Genomic DNA, 18,410 nt, shown 5'->3' on the forward strand with positions numbered 1-18,410 from the left:
TACATGAAGACACGCGTATACGAATACGCTAAGAAAAACAATATGAGCAGTAAAGAAATCGTTACTCTTCTAAAAAGAATCAATATAGATGTCAGCAATCACATGAGTATTATGGACGAAGATACAGTACGTAAATTAGAGGAACATATGGCGAAACTGAGAGCAAATGCTGCTGGGAATAATCAATCTCAACAGAACAAAGTTCAAACACAATTAAAACCAAACAATCAGTCCAAGCCACAGGTCAAAGCAACGAGTGAAGCCTCAAGCATAAAAACGGAAAACTCCCCGAGCAAGGGCAATACCAAACATCCGTCCCGAGCCGAAGCTTCCACACGACCTTCTTCACAACAAGGCAGACACGCAACACAAAATCAGGGGAAGAATCAGGAGCGTAAATCGAATATTATGAGTCAAAACAAAAACGAAGACGTCAAGAACAAAGATCCTAAAGTACAGAACGCCACGAGCCAAACTTCAGGGAAAGCAAAAACTGAATCAGAAGATTTCGAGGACAAAGTAAAAATTCCTGGAAACGTTAGTACGGAAAAACGCGAGAAAATCAAAAAAGCACCACAAGTTACAAAAACATTTGAAGACAATAAAAAAGGTCCTCAGCTTAATAGAGGAAACCAACGTGGCGGTAACAACCAACGCGGTGGGAATAATCGCGGAGGCTACAATAATCGCGGTGGAAACAATAACAACAGACGTCCTGGTGGCAATCAGCAACCAGCTCCGCGTCCAGTGTTAGAATTACCTAGCAAAATTACTTTTACTGAATCGTTGACAGTTGCTGAGCTGGCGAAGAAATTAAGAAAAGAACCAGCTGAGTTAATCAAAAAATTATTCGTGCTGGGAATAATGGCTACCATTAACCAAGATCTTGATAAAGATATGATTGAGTTGGTATGTGCTGATTACGGCGTAGAAGTAGAAGAGAAGATCATCATTGATGAGACCAACTTCGAAACAATCGTGGAAAACGATGCGCCTGAAGATCTTCAGGAACGTCCTCCAGTTGTTACAATCATGGGTCACGTTGACCATGGTAAAACAACCTTGCTGGATGCAATCCGTTCTACAAATGTAGTAGCGGGCGAGGCAGGCGGAATCACGCAACATATCGGTGCTTATCAGGTTGAAATTAAAGGGAAAAAGATCTCTTTCTTGGATACGCCTGGTCACGCCGCATTTACTACTATGCGTGCTCGTGGTGCCCAAATCACTGACATTACCATTCTTGTAGTTGCCGCTGATGATGGTGTTATGCCACAAACAGTAGAGGCAATCAGCCATGCGAAAGCAGCTAATGTGCCAATTATTGTTGCGGTTAACAAAATCGATAAACCAGAAGCAGATATCGATCGTATCAAACAAGAATTGATGAAATACGAATTGGTAGCTGAAGAATGGGGAGGCGAAACAATCTTCTGCCCACTTTCCGCTAAAAAACGCGAAGGTATCGAAGAATTGTTAGAGTACATCCTGTTGGTAGCAGAAGTACAAGAATTAAAAGCAAATCCTGACAAACGTGCACGCGGTACGGTTGTAGAGGCTGAATTGGATAAAGGCCGCGGTCCTGTTGCTACAGTGCTTGTACAACAAGGTACACTAAAAATCGGAGATCCAATCGTTGTAGGTTCTTCATTTGGACGTATTCGTGCAATGGTTAACGATAAAGGCCGTCGAATTAAAGAGGCACCACCATCCATGCCTGTTGAAATTACAGGTTTGAACGATGTTCCTCAAGCCGGAGATCAGTTCATGGTGTTTGAAGACGAGAAGAAAGCACGGGCAATCGGTGAAAATCGTGCCGTAAAACAACGTGAATCTGAACGTCGTGCAAGTGCTCGTGTATCTTTGGATGATCTGTACCAACAAATCCAAGAGGGCGACATCAAAGAATTAAACTTGATCTTAAAAGCAGACGTACAAGGTTCCGTAGAAGCACTTCGTGGTTCTTTGGAAAAAATCGATGTAAACGGAACGCGTGTGAAAGTTATCCATACAGGCGCAGGTGCAATTACTGAGTCTGACGTAACGTTGGCTAACGCATCTAATGCAATCGTCATCGGATTTAACGTTCGTCCAGAACCAAATGCTCGCAGCATGGCTGAACAAGAAAAAATCGACATTCGTATGCATCGTGTTATCTACACTGTCATCGAAGAAATCGAATCTGCTCTTAAAGGGATGCTTGATCCTGTCTATAAAGAGCAAATTATTGGCCAAGCGGAAGCACGTCAAGTCTTCAAGGTTTCCAAAGTGGGAACAATTGCTGGTTGCTACATTACAGAAGGTAAACTAACTCGTGATGCAGGCGCTCGTCTGATTCGTGACGGCATTGTTATCTACGAAGGTAAACTCGATACGCTGAGACGTTTCAAAGATGACGTGAAAGAAGTAGCAACAGGTTATGAATGTGGTGTTACTTTGGAGCGCTTTACTGATATTAAAGAAGGCGATGTAATCGAAGCCTTCATCATGGTGGAAGTAAAAGCCTAATGGTTGCTGTGACCCAACTCGAACTTTTCCTGCCCTATACACACTCGTTAAAAGAGAAAAGGTCTATCGTAAAAAGCATCATTAGCCAGCTTCGTAACAAGTATAATGTGTCGGTTGCAGAAACCGATTTTCAAGAGCAATGGCAGCGCACCTTAATTGAGGTAGCTGCCGTTGCCAATGAATATTCCTTTCTTCAAAAAGAGAGGGATACCGTGGTTCGGTTCGTTGAAAATTTTTCCGAAGTGGAAATAATCCGCACGGAAACGGAATACTACGATTGAACCAGTTGTTAGTGTTCGGAGGTGAATGACATGAGTATGAACAAAACACGTATGAGCCGTGTAAGCGAGGAAATAAAAAAAGAGCTTAGCATTTTGCTTCAGCGTGAAATGAAAGACCCACGCATTGGATTTGTAACTGTTACCGATGTCGAGGTTACAAGTGATTTACAACAGGCAAAAATTTTTGTCAGCATCTTTGGAGATGAAGCGAAACGGGAAGAGAGCTTAAAAGGACTACAGAAAGCAAAAGGCTTCCTGCGTACCGAACTAGGCCGTCGCATTAAGTTGCGTCATGTTCCGGAACTACTGTTTAAAGTAGATGCTTCGATCGATTATGGCAGCAAGATAGACAATATTTTGCGTAAAATCTCCCATGATGAAGGAGAAAAATAGAATGAATACCTATCAATCTGCATTATTTGATGCCGCTCGTTTTGTACGTGAAAACGAGCGTTTCTTGCTTATATCCCACGTTAACCCTGATGGTGATACAACTGGCTCTACATTAGCAATGGCATTATTGTTAGAGCAAATGAATAAGTCATATGTAATTGTGAATCAGGGACCTACACCAGAAGTATTTTCTTTCTTGCCTCGTTACGACAAAATTGTTGACCTGTCTTCTGAATCAATCAATGAAACATTTACGCATGTTATCGCCCTAGATGCAGCAGATAGCAGCCGCATGGGAGATGTAACGCATCTGTTTGCTCCTGATGTAGCTCTGTTAAATATTGATCATCACCCTACAAATGATGCCTTTGGTACGTGCAATGTGATCGTGCCTTCTGCAGCAGCGACAGCCGAAATTATGTACGACTGGTGTGAAGCGGCTTCCTTTTCGCTGAATAAGGAGATTGCAACCTGCATTTATACTGGGCTATTAACAGATACAGGTGGATTTCGCTATTCCAATACCACACCTCATGTAATGGAAGCCGCTTCTAAACTGCTTACCTATGGAATTAATTCTGCAGAGATTGCAGAACGCTGTTTGGAATCGATAACTCTTGAACATGTACAGGTATTACGTCGTGCATTGCAATCACTGGAAGTTACACATGGTAATTTAGTTGCTACTATGCAAGTAACCAACCAGGATTTTATGGAGACGATGGCGACAAATGAGGATGTAAGCGGAATTGTTAATTATGGACGTAACATCGAAGGCGTAGAAGTAGGATTATTTTTCACAGAAATTGAACAAGGTGTAATTAAAGTTAGTTTTCGTTCACGAGCTACAGTGGATGTTGCATTAGTGGCCAAAGAACTAGGTGGTGGCGGACATGCCCGTGCTGCGGGGTGTACGTTGAAAGGCTTGTCTCTACAGGAGGCGAAGGATAAAGTATGGTGGTTGGTAACGAAAGCGCTTGGAGTGGAGTCTCATGAGTAATGAACAACATGGAGTAATCGTATTAAATAAACCGGCAGGAATGACCTCGCATGATTGCGTAGCACGCATTCGTCGGATCATGCAAACCAAAAAAGTGGGGCACACAGGGACTCTTGATCCTGATGTGACAGGTGTGCTTCCTATTTGTGTTAATCATGCTACTCGTATTGTAGAATACTTACAAGAACTCCCAAAAGCATATGAAGTAGTTATGCGATTGGGTAGTTCCACTACTACTGAAGATGCTTCCGGAGAGGTAATAGAGAAGAAAGAGGTTGATCCTGCTCATATTACCACAGAACGTGTACGGGAAGCCTTCCAGAACTTCAATGGGCCAATTGAGCAGATTCCACCTATGTTTTCTGCGATAAAAGTGCAAGGAAAGCGTCTGTATGATTTGGCACGAGAAGGTATTGAAATTGAAAGAAAAGCGAGACAAGTCACCATTTATGAGTTGAAACTACATGAAATTAACCCTGGTGATGGATATATAGATGTCTCCTTTTATTGCCTTTGTTCGAAAGGCACTTATATGCGTACTCTCTGTGTTGACCTTGGCAAGGATTTGGGGTATCCTGCCCATATGGACCACCTACTACGTGTTAAAAGTGGTCCTTTTACACTAGATCAGGCGGTCACACTAGAATGGTTGGAGCAACAAGTGAAAGAAGGTACAACTGACTTTATCATACCGATTGGTGAGGCACTTTCTTATCTCCCACGCTACCAGGTACCTAAAGAACGGGTTGCTGCTGTTCGTAATGGACTTGAAACGGGGCTTGTAAATTGTCAGGCTGAAGAAGGTCAACTGATTTGTTTGTATGATGAGGAGCAGATACTCGGAATTCACAAAGTTCACAAAGGACCTAGAGGGTTTTTTGCAAAACCGGAAAAAGTGTTTCGCACATGAGGTGAAAATTGGTGAACATAATACGATTATCCTATCCGCTTTCTTCAGAAATCATCACACAACCATGTGCGGTAGCCATGGGATACTTCGACGGCGTTCATTTAGGTCATCGACGTGTCATCCAACGCGCGATAGATTTTGCTAAAGCAAATGGTCTGAAAAGTGGGGTACTGACGTTTTTCCCTCATCCACGGGAGGTGTTGGGAAGAAGTGGATACTCACAGTACATTACTCCATTGGAAGATAAATTGGAGCAATTTGAAAAAATGGGTATAGACTTTGTCTACATTATCGATTTTGATATTGCTTTTTCTTCCGTCTATCCTGAGGATTATGTAGAAGAAGTGCTTATGCCCCTTCAGGTAAAGCATATCGTTGTTGGTTTTGACAATACGTTTGCTTATCGAGGAATGGGAACAACTCAAACCCTGCAAGAGCTTAGCAAGGGTCGCTACAGTGTTGACGTGGTAGGACCTGTTAATCGCCTGGGTGAAAAGGTTAGCAGCACGATCATTCGTGAATATCTACATAATGGTGAAGTGGATCAAGTGCGCCATCTTTTAGGTCGACCTTATTCTATAAAGGGAGTCGCCGTCCACGGAGATAAGCGTGGTCGTAAAATTGGATTCCCTACTGCTAACATTGGTGTAAGTTCTCCGTATTTGATTGGGAAAAATGGAGTATACGGAGTAAAAGCTAAAGTTGATGGTAAGATCTATGATGGTGTTATGAATATCGGCATTAAACCTACATTTGAACTGGAAAAGAAGGAAAAAACGCTTGAGGTTCATATTTTTGGGTTTGATCAAGAGATTTATGGAAAAGATATAGAAGTAGAGTTATTGTTCATGATTCGCGAGGAACAAAAGTTTTCTGGTGTAGAGGCTTTGATAAACCAGATTCAGAAGGATGCTGAATTTGCCAAAAAGAAGTTTGCCAGTATCCTTTAATTTGTGCTATAATATTTCTGTTCTACTAGGAACAACCCGTAGCTTGGCTGACCGACTCTCACCGACGGCATGCTCAGCTATAGGGAATATTAATGGAGGTGAGTTTACATGGCTTTGACTCAAGAGCGTAAAACTCAATTAATCAACGAATTCCGTACTCACGATAATGACACTGGATCTCCAGAAGTTCAAATCGCGATCCTTACGGAGAACATCAACAATCTAAACGGACACCTACGTACACACAAAAAAGATCACCACAGTCGTCGTGGTCTATTGAAAATGGTAGGTCAACGCCGTAATCTTCTTGGTTACTTAAGAGAGAACGACGTTGCTCGTTATCGTACACTAGTTGACAGACTAGGTCTTCGCCGTTAATATCGGCACATTCTTGAAAAAGCGGGTGAATTCCCGCTTTTTCTGTTATCTATTTTATTTCTGCTCTGGCAGGAAATAATACATAGAGATTAGAAAACAAATATGTTAAGACTTTACGTCTATAGAAGGAGGACTGCTTAAGGAATGGAGCAACAATTTCGTACTTTTGACTTTGACTTGGGCGGCCGTAAACTAACGCTTGAATTTGGGAAAATTGCAAAACAAGCGCATGGTTCGGTCTTAGTTCGCTATGGTGATTCCACCATTCTCTCCGCAGTAACAGTTTCAAAAGAACCAAAGCCATTGGATTTCTTTCCATTGACGGTAAACTATGAAGAACGATTATATGCAGTAGGTAAAATCCCAGGCGGTTTTATTAAACGCGAAGGACGTCCAAGTGAAAAGGCTATCCTTGCTAGTCGCTTGATTGACCGTCCAATTCGTCCTTTATTCCCGGATGGTTTCCGTAATGATGTACAAGTGGTAAATACTGTTCTTTCAGTAGATCAGGATTGCTCTACTGAAGTGGCTGCAATGCTTGGTACTTCTGCTGCATTGTCTACTTCTGAAATTCCGTTTAATGGCCCAATTGCTGGGGTAATCGTGGGACGCATTGATGGAGAATTCATCATCAATCCTACAGTTGAACAGCAAGAGAAGAGCGATATTCATCTGGTTGTAGCAGGAACGTATGATGCGATTAACATGGTAGAAGCAGGCGCTAAAGAAGTGCCAGAATCTGTTATGCTAGAAGCAATCATGTTTGGTCATGAACAAATTAGAAAGCTTGTTGAATTCCAAAGACACGTTGTTGCCGAGATCGGTAAGGAAAAAATGGAAGTCGTTCTTCACAGCGTTGATTCTGAAATTGATAAAGCAGTACGTGATTATGCTGATGCGAAACTGCGTGAAGCCATTCGTGTGGAAGAGAAACATGCACGTGCGGATGCGATTGATGCAGTAAAAGCAGAAACACAAGAGCACTTTGCCGAAGTGTATCCTGAGCAGGAATCAGTTATCGGCGAAATACTGTATAACATCGTAAAAGAAGAAGTACGTCGTCTGATTACGCATGACAAAGTGCGTCCAGATGGCCGTAAACCACATGAGATTCGCCAACTTACTAGTGAAGTAGGCATTTTGCCACGTACACATGGATCTGGTTTGTTTACTCGTGGACAAACGCAGGCACTTAGCGTATGTACATTAGGGGCGCTTGGTGATGTTCAAATTTTGGACGGACTAGGTCTTGAGTCTTCCAAACGTTTTATGCATCATTATAACTTCCCACCATACAGCGTAGGGGAAGCGCGTCCGTTGCGTCCTCCAGGTCGCCGTGAAATTGGTCATGGTGCATTGGGTGAGCGTGCGATCGAACCAATCCTTCCAAATGAAACTGATTTCCCATATACGATCCGACTGGTTTCTGAAGTTGTGGAATCGAACGGTTCTACGTCTCAGGCTTCCATTTGCGGTAGTATCTTGGCATTGATGGATGCAGGGGTACCTATTAAAGCTCCTGTGGCAGGTATTGCAATGGGGCTAATCATGGATACAGACGGAGAACATTTCTCCATCCTGACTGACATCCAAGGTATGGAAGATCATTTGGGTGATATGGACTTTAAAGTAGCAGGTACAGCACAGGGTGTAACTGCACTTCAAATGGATATCAAAATTGAAGGTATTAATCGTGAAATTCTTGAGCAAGCTCTTACGCAAGCAAAAGAAGGACGCATGCACATTCTGGAGCATATGACATCAGTAATTTCCGAGCCACGCCAGGAATTGTCTCAATATGCGCCTAAAATCATTACCATCAGTATCAATCCTGAGAAGATCCGTGATGTTATTGGGCCTCAAGGTCGTATCATCAACAAGATCATCGAAGAAACTGGTGTTAAAATTGACATTGAGCAAGATGGTCGTGTCTTCATTGGTTCTACTGATGCAGCAGCGATTCAGCGTGCAAAACAGATTATTGAAGATCTAGTTCGTGAAGTACAAGTGAACGAAATCTATGAAGGAACTGTAAAACGCGTTGAAAAATACGGTGCATTCGTTGAACTGTTTGCTGGTAAAGAAGGCTTGTGCCACATCTCCCAGCTAGCTGAAGAGCGCGTAGCTAAAACAGAAGATGTCGTTTCTGTAGGCGATAAAATCATGGTGAAGGTTACGGAAATCGACGATCAAGGTCGAGTAAATCTTTCTCGTAAAGCAGCCCTGAAAGAACAAGAGCAAGCGGAAAAACCAGCTGCTACTGAGTAATTCAAAGAACCAACATCATAGCAAAAAGACAAAAAGCTTTGCAACACATGGGAAACCGTGTACGTGCAAGCTTTTTTTGTATCTTGATTGTCTGATAATTTCACTATATAATGGATTATAGTTAATAAAAGGGGATGTCTTGATGTCGGTATTCGTTCTTAACTAAGTAATTTCATATGGTTTATTCCTTTTCTTACACAACCTCCACTTTTATGTGGTTATTTTGGTGTGGGGAAAATGGGGAAACCACTATTAGTTAAGAACAAGGTCATCCACCATATCTTTTTCACAATGACACTGTGCTCTTAGGCACGGTTTTTTTCTGTGAAAAACGTCTCGACGTTTTTCAGAAAATTGGATGTGACCGCTTGCGGTCCAACAAAACGGTTATGACCGTTTTGTATGCTTTCAATAAGGAAGCATGCTAGTTGTCAATATGTGAAGCAGGGCGGAAGGTGAACGTATGTTCATTTTCTGCCCTTTTTTATTTAGTTGAAATTAAAAATCTGACCAGTATGGCAGAGCCGACATCAAATATGAAAGAGTGAATATAATGAGAAATTATATAGAAGAAACCCACAGAAATGTACGCCTCCAAGAAGGAGTTCGCGTAATTGAACAAATGCTTATCCAGTGCTATATGAGACCGGGCATTTCTACCAAAGATTTAGCTCGAGATGTTCTGTTGCCTGTACCAGTTTCTACTGCGATTAAAAAAGAACTAATAAAAGCAGGGATTTTGCAACAGGAGAGTGGTGTGCAATGTACCAAGTTAGGAAAGGAATATATCGAAAATCGGGTAGGGTACGGCGGTTTAGACAAAGCACTTTACCAAAAATTGATGATAAATGATACAGGTTGGCGAATAGAACTCAAAGATATTCTCTCAACAATGGAAGGTCTCTTTACGTTACGGCCTCAGGTAAATGTGCAAATTGATCAATCAAAATGTACAGCGGAAACGAGTTTGCGTCGAGCTATCTTATGTTTGCGAGATTATTCCCTCATCGGAAAGAAAATCTTGTGTGTTGGTGATGATGATTTAGTAAGTGTATCACTTGCTCTGCTTCTTATGCGATTGTTCCCAACAGAACGTAAGCTACCAGTAACGATTGATGTGATCGATATTGATGAGCGATTCCTACGATACATTAAAGAAATCGCTGTGCAGAAAAAACTGCCGATCAGAGTTCATCAGGTTGATTTACGGTATGCACTTCCCGAACAATTACATGCCCAATATGACTGTTTTTTCACTGATCCACCTTACACATTACAAGGTATGTCTCTCTTCTTATCACGAGGAGTTACGGCTTTACAAAAACAAAAAGGATTATCCGTTTTTCTTTCATTCGCGCATAAGTCCCCTGATTTCATGCTATCGATGCACCGGGAGTTTGTAGAAATGGGGTTGATGGTACGAGAAATCATCTCTAATTTTAATGAGTATGAGGGAGCACAGATGATTGGGAACAGGGGTCAAATGATAGTGCTTACGACGACTGAGCATACCACGCCCAAAATTAGTAATTCTTTCAAAGACCCGTTTTATACTGGGGAAATCAAGCGCACCCTACGTACGTATCGTTGCAAGAAGTGTAACGAATCAATTCTCGTAGGTATTGAAGGAAGGTTTACTACCATCGAGGAATTGAAAAATCAGCGTTGCCCTCGTTGTAGAAACAATAAATTTGAGCTGGTTTTAAAAAGTAGAAAATAAAAAATCGTAGCTAAATATCATGTTTTTTTTCAATCACATGGGGAGATGTAACTACTAGTAAGTATGTCACCGTGGAGCCTTTGCTTCACTTCGGGTTTTTACTTCTAGCCGAAATTTTTCTTACATAAATTGGACAAAGAGGATAGAGACTAGAAGGAAAGATTTCGATAAGGCAAAGGTGATGAGAAATGAAGAAAATGAGTCATAACACAGCAAAGTATGTAGTAGTAGCCGGTTGGGCTGTATTACTTTTAGCTCTGGTAACCTCTCAGCCAGTCTCCACATATCTAGAAGTACTCAAAAGCGGGAGTAATCCAGTAGAAGTAACCGCTACAATCCAGAATCCTGATCTGGAAAAGATTGAAGAATGGAAGACAAAGCTGGATGAAGCTCCTCAGGATGCCTATATAGATCCGGTTTGGAAAGCAGTACCTGGTTATAATGGTCGGGTTGTTGACGTGAAGGCCTCCTTGGAAATGATGCAAAAAACAGGTAAATACGAGGAGAGCGGTATTGTTTTCAAGGAACAACTACCTAAAGTGCATCTCAATCAATTAGGTGCTTACCCCATTTATCGCGGCAACCCCAAAAAAGAAGCCGTATCCTTTATGGTAAATGTCGCCTGGGGGAACGAATACTTGGATCAAATTCTGGATACGTTGGATCGCCACAAGGTAAAAACGACCTTCTTTTTAGACGGTTCTTGGGTAAGAAGAAATCCAGAATTGGCAAATAAAATCAAGGACCGTGGTCACGAGCTAGGGAATCATGCCTATTCACATCCAGATATGAGTAAGCTTGGGGAGGAGAGAATTAGACAGGAAATCGGAAAGACACAAGCAATAATTGAGAAAACGACAGGGGTTACACCGACGTGGTTTGCTCCACCGTCCGGATCTTTTTCTCAACGTGTGGTAGAAATTGCGCAAGACGATTTTAAAATGAAAACGATTTTATGGACAGCGGATACGATCGATTGGAAGAATCCGCCAGTTGAGCAAATGGTGGAACGTGTGCGCAAGAAATTGGATAATGGCGTGTTAATTCTTATGCATCCCACAACTTCCTCTGCTCAAGGATTAGACCAGATGCTGAAATTGGCAAAGGAAAAAGGGCTCACTCCTACAACAGTGACAGAGGTACTCTCCAGTAGTCGGCTACCCTAGTCAAAGTTGAAATATTGTACCGCAAGCTATTATTTGATATAGTAAAATGTGAATTTCAATTGCGTAAAGACAAATATTGGCGATACGTGAGCAGGGAAGAGAGGAATAAATGTCTACCCTGCTTATGTATGTTCTTAGCTGATAATTTGATAGAGGGGGATCACTCTTGATTCAAAAACGAACATGCGAAAATGGAGTACGCATCGTTACCGAAAAAATACCAAGTGTACGCTCAGTAGCACTAGGTATCTGGGTAGGTACTGGTTCCAAATATGAAACTGATAGTAATAACGGTATTTCCCACTTTTTAGAGCACATGTTTTTTAAAGGAACAACTAGTCGAAATGCGAAAGAGATCGCTGAAGCATTTGATCAAATTGGTGGCAATGTAAATGCTTTTACATCCAAGGAATATACGTGCTATTATGCACGGGTACTTGATCAACATGCTCCACTAGCTCTTCAAATCTTATCTGATATGTATTTCAATTCTCTATTTGATTCTGAAGAACTGGAGAAGGAAAAGAACGTGGTGCTTGAAGAGATCAGTATGTATGAAGATACTCCTGATGATCTGGTTCACGATCTCATTGCGAAAGCTACCTATGCTGATCATCCACTCGGATATACAATTCTCGGCAAGGAAGATGTATTAAAAAGCATGACGCGTGACGATTTGCTTACCTATATCGACCAACGTTACTTACCATCCAATACCGTTATTACTGTTGCAGGGAACTTTGATGATGCACTCATCGATTTAATCGCTAGTACCTTCAATAGTTTTACCCGTAGTGGAAGTGCAGTGCAAGTACCAGCACCAACCTTCTCTGGACAATCTATTTTGCATACGAAACAGACAGAACAGGCTCATCTATGTCTGACTATTCCAGGATTTGCAGTAGGACATCCACAGGTATACTCGTTAATCATCTTAAATAATATTTTGGGTGGAAGCATGAGCTCACGCCTTTTCCAGGAAATTCGTGAAGAACGTGGACTTGCGTATTCTGTTTACTCGTATCATTCTTCTTATAAGGAAGCGGGTACATTTAATATTTACACAGGTACGGCACCTGAGCATGTAGGTCAAGTGTTTGACATTATAAGCAACGTATTAGACGATGTCCGTACCAACGGCATTACCGACAAAGAATTGCATAAAGGTAAGGAACAGCTTAAAGGCAGCCTAATGCTTAGTCTTGAAAGTACCAATAGCCGTATGAATCGTCTAGGTAAGAATGAATTGCTCCTGGAACGTCATTTGACTCTTGACGAAATCATAACAAGAATTGATCAAGTCTCACAAGAGTCTGTGCTGGATGTGGCGAATCAATTATTCCATTCACAGATGGCAATGGCTATGGTAAGTCCATTAGAAGCCTTCCCACAAAACATCAATACAAAAGTACTTGGCAAATAGATAGAGGTGGCAGCAATGAATGTAAAAATAAAAAGTGTTTCTCCTATGATCGGAACTGAATTATCTTTTCCTAGCTATGCAACAGCAGGTTCAGCAGGGCTTGACTTAGCTGCATGCATCGAAGAAACGATAACAGTCGCACCAGGAGAACGTGTTAAAATCCCTACAGGCTTAGCCGTGCAAATGCCTAATGAGCAAATGGTAGGTCTCGTATTCCCAAGAAGCGGTAATGCTTGGAAACATGGAATTTCATTAACGAATGCAGTTGGCGTAATCGACAGTGATTATACCGGAGAAATTCAGGTGATTTTGCAAAACCTGGATGCAGAAAAGCCTTTTGAAATCAACAAAGGTGACCGTATCGCTCAGCTTTTGTTCATGCCTGTCATGCAAGTTAATCTACAAGTAGTAGAAGAGCTAGGGGATACTGATCGCGGTGCAGGCGGTTTTGGTTCAACAGGAAAATAATAATTGTAAGGTAAGGGACTTCTGATTTAAGGAAGTCTCTTTTTTCAATATGGAACACTCCGCTTTTTTTAGAAGATGAGTATATTTTGTCCTGTGGTCTCATAAAGTGCTTGTATACCAGTTCTACATCACTAATAAGAGGGGGAGTTCTATGCGATTAAGCGAATTTAGCGGTAAAGAGATTATTGATATCGATTATGGGGAAAAGAGAGGTGTAATCGCACAATCTGATATGGAAATAAACCCCTTATCAGGTGAGATTACTTCCATATTTATCTCAGGTGGGTCGTTTTTGGGGTTTGGTCGTAAAAAAGAAGATTTGGTAATTCCTTGGAGCTCAATTATACAAATTGGACCTGATATGATCATTGTTCAATTAAAACCAGACAGTGACTTAGGTCGTGGCTTGCCAGATCCAAATGAGCGAGAAAAGGTGAATTACTCGATCGGAACGGGAAGCGGATTCACAAAAAACTAGAAATAGCAGGCATGTTTCCCCTTTACCATATGCATATACCTGTAACTGTAACTGAACGTGTGACTAGGGAGTAGAATGGGGTACGGTGCAGGTGGTTTTGGTTCAACAGGAAAATAATAATGATAAAATAAGGAACTTCCGATTGAGGGAGTTTCTTTTTCATAATGGGACTACCAATCCGTATCATTACGGACAATTTATGATTTAATATTATTCATTTTTACAAAAAACAAGAAATAATGTTAATTAATTTAACCTGAAACTGTTTCCTCATGTCCACATCATTGGTATTATAAAATGAGCCTATGCAATAGATTATCCAAAGGCTTATACTTCTTTGAAATAGAGGACAATATTATGAACATGATCATCAAACATCTAAAAAAATTAGACTGGATCATAATGCTAATTCTAGCTGTTTTTTTCACAACTAGCCTCATATTTATTTATAGTAGTCAACAAACAGGCCAATACGGGCTAACAAACTTTGTAGGAAAACAAACCGTTTACTATGTTATCGGTTTTGTTCTCATGTTCTACATGTCTGTTTTAGACATCGAACAAATTAAGAAATTTTCTTGGGTTTTTTATGTTTTTTGCCTTCTTAGTATTATCGCTCTTAAATTTGCTCCCGATAATATTGCTCCGATTATTAATGGGGCCAAGCGTTGGTTTACAATACCAGGGATAGGTTCCATTCAACCATCAGAATTTTTAAGGGTTGCTATTATTCTTTTAGCTAGTTATCTAGTACTGGAACACCAAAATAAGCACACCTTTAATACCATCAGAAGCGATCTTTTATTAGTCGGAAAATTATTAGGAATAACTCTTGTCCCTTCTTTTTTGGTATACACCCAGCCGGATACCGGAATGGTTATTTTATATTTCATTTCTATAGTAGCAATTATTTTTCTAGCTAATTTACAAACAAAATTGATTTTATATCTTTCTTTGATTCCTGCTGTCTTTGTATCCTTTTTGTTGTATCTATACTTCCAGCTCCCTGATGTTTTCAAAAATTATGTGCTTTCATTTTTAAGTGGTCATAGGCAACAAAGAATCTTGGGCTGGCTTGACCCTAGCACATTTAAAGATGAAGGCTATCAATCCATGCAGAGTCTTTTAGCTATTGGTTCTGGAGGATTGAAAGGAAAAGGAATTGGACAAGGAAAGGTTTATATACCTGAAAAGCATTCGGATTTTATTTTTGCTACCATTGGTGAAGAAGGGGGATATGTAATAGCGGTATTGATTGTTTTCCTCTTCTTTATTCTGATGTATCGAGTGATTAAAATTGGAAATGAATCAAACGATCCTTTTTGTGCTTGCGTCTGCTCAGGAATTGTAGCTGTTCTCACCTTTCAAACCTTTCAAAACATCGGGATGACTATTGGATTAATGCCAGTAAAAGGAATCGCCTTGCCATTTCTATCTTATGGAGGTAGTACTTTGCTTTCTAATATGATACTGATTGGTATTGTTTTAAGTATACGTAAAAAGTATAGGAGATAGCTGGATCATAATTTATCTCAGGTAGGTCGTTTTTGGAATTTGGTCGTAAAAAAGAAGATTTGGTAATTCCTTGGAGTTCTATTATGCCAGGGCGTGGTTTGCAAATCCAAATGAGCGAGAAAAGGTGAATTACTCGATCGGAACGGGAATTGAAATCTCAAGAAACCAGAAATAGCAGGCATGTTTCCTCTTTACCATATGCATATACCTGTAACCGAACGTGTGACTAGGGAATAGGATGGGGTAGATTACGAATGCCCTATAACGGATGTCACCTTATAGGAAAAATTCTAAGGCTGGATTGTATATTTGCAGCAGCTCAGGAAAAATTCTTTGCGTTTGCAGGTTTTAATGCAGTAAAATGTTTGGAAAGGGGAACACAGCATGCTAACGGGAAAACATGTTGCCTTTGTTGGTGGCGATGCTCGTCAATTGGAAGTGATCAAGAAATGCATCCAGCTGGACGCCACGGTTACTCTTGTTGGTTTTGATAATCTGGAGAGTAATTTTACCGGAGCAACGAAGAAGCCTTTTACATGTGATGTGCTGAAAGATGCAGATGCCCTAATTCTCCCCATTGTCGGAACAGATGACAAAGGTTTTATTGAGAGTATTTTCTCAACGAAAACGATGCAAGTAACGAAGGAACATGCTCAAGCTCTCAGAAAAGATTGCGTTGTCTACACGGGAATGGCAAAACCTTATTTAAAACAACTGCTTAGAGAACATGATGTCTCGCTTGTCGAGCTGTTGAATCGGGACGACGTGGCTATTTATAACTCTATTCCTACTGTTGAAGGAGCATTAATGGTCACGATTCAAAATACCGATGTTACTATTCATGGATCTGAAGTAATTGTTCTTGGATTGGGTCGGGTTGGCATGTCCCTCGCCAGAGTCCTGCATGCACTAGGTGCCAGGGTTAAAGTTGGGGTAAAACGTCCGGAACACATTGCAAGAAGTAATGAAATGGGCATTCAGGCATTTGATCTGGATGACTTTAAATCGCAAGTTACTAATGTAAATATGATTTTTAACACAATCCCTGCACTGGTGATCACAGCTGAGATCATTGCTCAGATGCCGCAAAGCGCTTTTATTCTAGATATTGCTTCCCGACCTGGCGGAACTGATTTCCGCTATGCTGAACGCAGAGGAATTAAGGCAGTACTGGCACCTAGCCTTCCTGGTATTGTTGCTCCCAAGACAGCCGGACAAATTATCGCACGAACATTGTCGCGACTTTTGGCGGAACAAGGCAAAAACCAGGAGGGATCAGCATGAGCAGTTTACAGGGGAGAACGATCGGTTTTGGATTGACTGGGTCCCATTGTACATTAGAAGAGACCATGCCACAGATAAAGAGATTGGTAGATGCAGGTGCTCGGGTCATTCCAGTAGCTAGCCACACTGTTATGACAACAGATACCCGGTTTGGTACATCTAACGACTGGCAAAAACAGTTGTTTGATATAACTGGGGAAAAAATTATTAGTACGATACCTGATGCTGAACCGCTTGGACCTTCCAAGCTGTTTGACGTTATGGTCATTGCTCCATGCACAGGAAACACCACGAGCCGACTGGCAAATGCCCTTACAGACAGCCCTGTGTTAATGGCAGCAAAAGCAACGTTACGCAATCAACATCCCGTCGTATTGGCTATTTCAACGAACGACGGGCTAGGTTTGAATGCAGGAAATATCGCGAAGTTGCTATCAACCAAGAACATCTTTTTTGTACCGTTTGGGCAGGATGCACCTGATAAAAAACCTAATTCATTGGTTGCAAGTATGGATTTAATAAAAGAGACCGTGGAGCAAGCATTGAATTATCGTCAGTTGCAGCCTTTGCTAATACAAAAATTCCATTAAAAGATGAAGCTTACATGCAAATAGGAGGAGAAAGATATGGGGAACCAACTGAAGGTAAATGTCGCTGTCGTGGGAGCGACAGGAGCAGTAGGGCAGGAAATAATTTCACTTTTGGAGAAGCGTGACTTCCCAATCAATCAATTGAAGTTGTTAGCTTCCAAGAGATCAGCAGGAAAGACTGTTATGTTTAAGGGAGAGCCTGTAACGATTGAAGAGGCGACTCCAGAAAGCTTTGCAGGCGTTGAGTACGCTTTATTTAGCGCAGGTGGAACGATTAGTAAGGAGCTTGCTCCTCATGCCGTACGTCATGGAGCTGTCGTTATTGACAACACCAGCGCATACCGCATGGACACGGATGTACCACTTGTCGTTCCAGAAGTAAATATGGATGCAGCTCTTAAACATAATGGAATTATTGCTAACCCTAATTGCTCCACCATTCAGATGGTTGCAGCATTAAAACCACTTTACGATCGCTATGGCATTGAGCGGATCATCGTTTCGACATATCAGGCAGTATCAGGTGCTGGTGCTTCTGCTATTGAAGAATTGCTTACACAGACAAAAGATATCCTGGATGGCAAGGAACCACAAGCAAATATATTACCAGTATCTAAATTACCGGTTCATCATCAAATCGCATTTAACGCCATTCCGCAGATTGACTTGTTTACCGATAACGGATTTACCTATGAAGAGATGAAGATGGTAAACGAGACAAAGAAAATTTTTGGCGATGAGCAGGTGCAGGTGGCTGCTACATGCGTTCGCATTCCGGTTGTGAAAGGACACAGCGAGTCGGTATATGTGGAACTAAAAAATGACTATGAGCTAGAAGAAGTGAAACAAATTCTGGCTAACGCTCCGGGAGTAGAGCTTGTCGATTCACCGGAAGAACAAAAATATCCTTTGGCTACCGATTCTGCGGATAAGCTTGAAGTTTTTGTCGGTCGTGTTCGTAAAGATTTGACGCATCCGCGTGGTCTTCATATGTGGATTGTTTCTGACAACCTACTAAAAGGCGCAGCATGGAACACCGTACAAATTGCCGAGGAGCTTATAAAGGCCAACAACTAGG

General features: G+C 41.3%; 17 protein-coding genes. All 17 read left to right on the forward strand.

The window, feature by feature from the left end; all coding sequences use genetic code 11:
• The first annotated feature begins 3 nt into the window (after positions 1–3).
• Entirely contained in the window at positions 4–2,508 is a 2,505-nt protein-coding gene (gene infB / locus LM917_RS08540) for a translation initiation factor IF-2 (protein WP_232697077.1), read from the forward strand.
• Positions 2,508–2,789: a DUF503 domain-containing protein gene (locus LM917_RS08545; RefSeq protein ID WP_232697078.1), complete on the forward strand. Its 282-nt coding sequence runs from the start codon at positions 2,508–2,510 to the stop codon at positions 2,787–2,789. Before infB ends, LM917_RS08545 begins: the two co-directional genes overlap by 1 nt.
• 36 nt (positions 2,790–2,825) lie before the next feature.
• Positions 2,826–3,182, forward strand: a complete 357-nt coding sequence (gene rbfA, locus LM917_RS08550) for a 30S ribosome-binding factor RbfA (RefSeq protein ID WP_232697174.1) — start codon at positions 2,826–2,828, stop codon at positions 3,180–3,182.
• A 1-nt stretch (position 3,183) separates the two neighbouring features.
• Complete coding sequence (locus LM917_RS08555; RefSeq protein ID WP_232697079.1) at positions 3,184–4,182, forward strand: DHH family phosphoesterase; 999 nt, start codon at positions 3,184–3,186, stop codon at positions 4,180–4,182.
• Positions 4,175–5,092, forward strand: coding sequence for a tRNA pseudouridine(55) synthase TruB (truB, locus tag LM917_RS08560; protein WP_232697080.1), 918 nt, complete (start codon positions 4,175–4,177; stop codon positions 5,090–5,092). Before LM917_RS08555 ends, truB begins: the two co-directional genes overlap by 8 nt.
• Positions 5,093–5,103: 11 nt before the next feature.
• A complete protein-coding gene (gene ribF / locus LM917_RS08565) occupies positions 5,104–6,042 on the forward strand; it encodes a riboflavin biosynthesis protein RibF (RefSeq protein ID WP_232697081.1) in 939 nt (312 codons plus the stop codon).
• Positions 6,043–6,150: 108 nt separating this feature from the next.
• Positions 6,151–6,420 (forward strand): 30S ribosomal protein S15, encoded by a 270-nt coding sequence (gene rpsO, locus LM917_RS08570; RefSeq protein ID WP_232697082.1) that lies wholly within the window; start codon positions 6,151–6,153, stop codon positions 6,418–6,420.
• A gap of 144 nt (positions 6,421–6,564) precedes the next feature.
• On the forward strand, positions 6,565–8,688 hold the full coding sequence (locus LM917_RS08575; protein WP_232697083.1) for a polyribonucleotide nucleotidyltransferase: 2,124 nt from the start codon (positions 6,565–6,567) through the stop codon (positions 8,686–8,688).
• A gap of 553 nt (positions 8,689–9,241) precedes the next feature.
• A complete protein-coding gene (locus tag LM917_RS08580; RefSeq protein ID WP_232697084.1) occupies positions 9,242–10,408 on the forward strand; it encodes a bis-aminopropyl spermidine synthase family protein in 1,167 nt (388 codons plus the stop codon).
• Between the two features lie 188 nt (positions 10,409–10,596).
• Positions 10,597–11,574, forward strand: coding sequence for a polysaccharide deacetylase family protein (locus LM917_RS08585; protein WP_232697085.1), 978 nt, complete (start codon positions 10,597–10,599; stop codon positions 11,572–11,574).
• Between the two features lie 166 nt (positions 11,575–11,740).
• Positions 11,741–12,997: a M16 family metallopeptidase gene (locus LM917_RS08590; protein WP_232697086.1), complete on the forward strand. Its 1,257-nt coding sequence runs from the start codon at positions 11,741–11,743 to the stop codon at positions 12,995–12,997.
• A gap of 15 nt (positions 12,998–13,012) precedes the next feature.
• A complete protein-coding gene (gene dut, locus LM917_RS08595) occupies positions 13,013–13,465 on the forward strand; it encodes a dUTP diphosphatase (RefSeq protein ID WP_232697087.1) in 453 nt (150 codons plus the stop codon).
• Positions 13,466–13,616: 151 nt separating this feature from the next.
• Positions 13,617–13,943: a YlmC/YmxH family sporulation protein gene (locus LM917_RS08600; RefSeq protein ID WP_232697088.1), complete on the forward strand. Its 327-nt coding sequence runs from the start codon at positions 13,617–13,619 to the stop codon at positions 13,941–13,943.
• 357 nt (positions 13,944–14,300) lie between these two features.
• The gene (locus tag LM917_RS08605; RefSeq protein WP_232697089.1) at positions 14,301–15,458 is read left to right on the forward strand and encodes an FtsW/RodA/SpoVE family cell cycle protein; all 1,158 of its coding nucleotides are present in this window, start codon (positions 14,301–14,303) and stop codon (positions 15,456–15,458) included.
• Positions 15,459–15,842: 384 nt separating this feature from the next.
• On the forward strand, positions 15,843–16,742 hold the full coding sequence (dpsA, locus tag LM917_RS08610) for a dipicolinate synthase subunit DpsA (RefSeq protein WP_232697090.1): 900 nt from the start codon (positions 15,843–15,845) through the stop codon (positions 16,740–16,742).
• Entirely contained in the window at positions 16,739–17,332 is a 594-nt protein-coding gene (locus LM917_RS08615; protein ID WP_232697091.1) for a dipicolinate synthase subunit B, read from the forward strand. Before dpsA ends, LM917_RS08615 begins: the two co-directional genes overlap by 4 nt.
• Positions 17,333–17,368: 36 nt before the next feature.
• Complete coding sequence (locus LM917_RS08620) at positions 17,369–18,409, forward strand: aspartate-semialdehyde dehydrogenase (RefSeq protein ID WP_232697092.1); 1,041 nt, start codon at positions 17,369–17,371, stop codon at positions 18,407–18,409.
• Position 18,410 lies beyond the last annotated feature (1 nt).

This window comes from Brevibacillus daliensis, assembly GCF_021245735.1.
GTDB classification, from domain to species: Bacteria; Bacillota; Bacilli; order Brevibacillales; family Brevibacillaceae; genus Brevibacillus_B; species Brevibacillus_B daliensis.

Excerpts from the sequence above, each read along its gene's own strand:
- infB (WP_232697077.1), top strand. The coding sequence starts at position 4 with ATGAAGACACGCGTATACGAATACGCTAAGAAAAACAATATGAGCAGT.
- LM917_RS08545 (WP_232697078.1), top strand. The coding sequence starts at position 2,508 with ATGGTTGCTGTGACCCAACTCGAACTTTTCCTGCCCTATACACACTCG.
- rbfA (WP_232697174.1), top strand. The coding sequence starts at position 2,826 with ATGAACAAAACACGTATGAGCCGTGTAAGCGAGGAAATAAAAAAAGAG.
- LM917_RS08555 (WP_232697079.1), top strand. The coding sequence starts at position 3,184 with ATGAATACCTATCAATCTGCATTATTTGATGCCGCTCGTTTTGTACGT.
- truB (WP_232697080.1), top strand. The coding sequence starts at position 4,175 with ATGAGTAATGAACAACATGGAGTAATCGTATTAAATAAACCGGCAGGA.
- rpsO (WP_232697082.1), top strand. The coding sequence starts at position 6,151 with ATGGCTTTGACTCAAGAGCGTAAAACTCAATTAATCAACGAATTCCGT.
- LM917_RS08575 (WP_232697083.1), top strand. The coding sequence starts at position 6,565 with ATGGAGCAACAATTTCGTACTTTTGACTTTGACTTGGGCGGCCGTAAA.
- LM917_RS08580 (WP_232697084.1), top strand. The coding sequence starts at position 9,242 with ATGAGAAATTATATAGAAGAAACCCACAGAAATGTACGCCTCCAAGAA.
- LM917_RS08585 (WP_232697085.1), top strand. The coding sequence starts at position 10,597 with ATGAAGAAAATGAGTCATAACACAGCAAAGTATGTAGTAGTAGCCGGT.
- dut (WP_232697087.1), top strand. The coding sequence starts at position 13,013 with ATGAATGTAAAAATAAAAAGTGTTTCTCCTATGATCGGAACTGAATTA.
- LM917_RS08600 (WP_232697088.1), top strand. The coding sequence starts at position 13,617 with ATGCGATTAAGCGAATTTAGCGGTAAAGAGATTATTGATATCGATTAT.
- LM917_RS08605 (WP_232697089.1), top strand. The coding sequence starts at position 14,301 with ATGAACATGATCATCAAACATCTAAAAAAATTAGACTGGATCATAATG.
- dpsA (WP_232697090.1), top strand. The coding sequence starts at position 15,843 with ATGCTAACGGGAAAACATGTTGCCTTTGTTGGTGGCGATGCTCGTCAA.
- LM917_RS08615 (WP_232697091.1), top strand. The coding sequence starts at position 16,739 with ATGAGCAGTTTACAGGGGAGAACGATCGGTTTTGGATTGACTGGGTCC.
- LM917_RS08620 (WP_232697092.1), top strand. The coding sequence starts at position 17,369 with ATGGGGAACCAACTGAAGGTAAATGTCGCTGTCGTGGGAGCGACAGGA.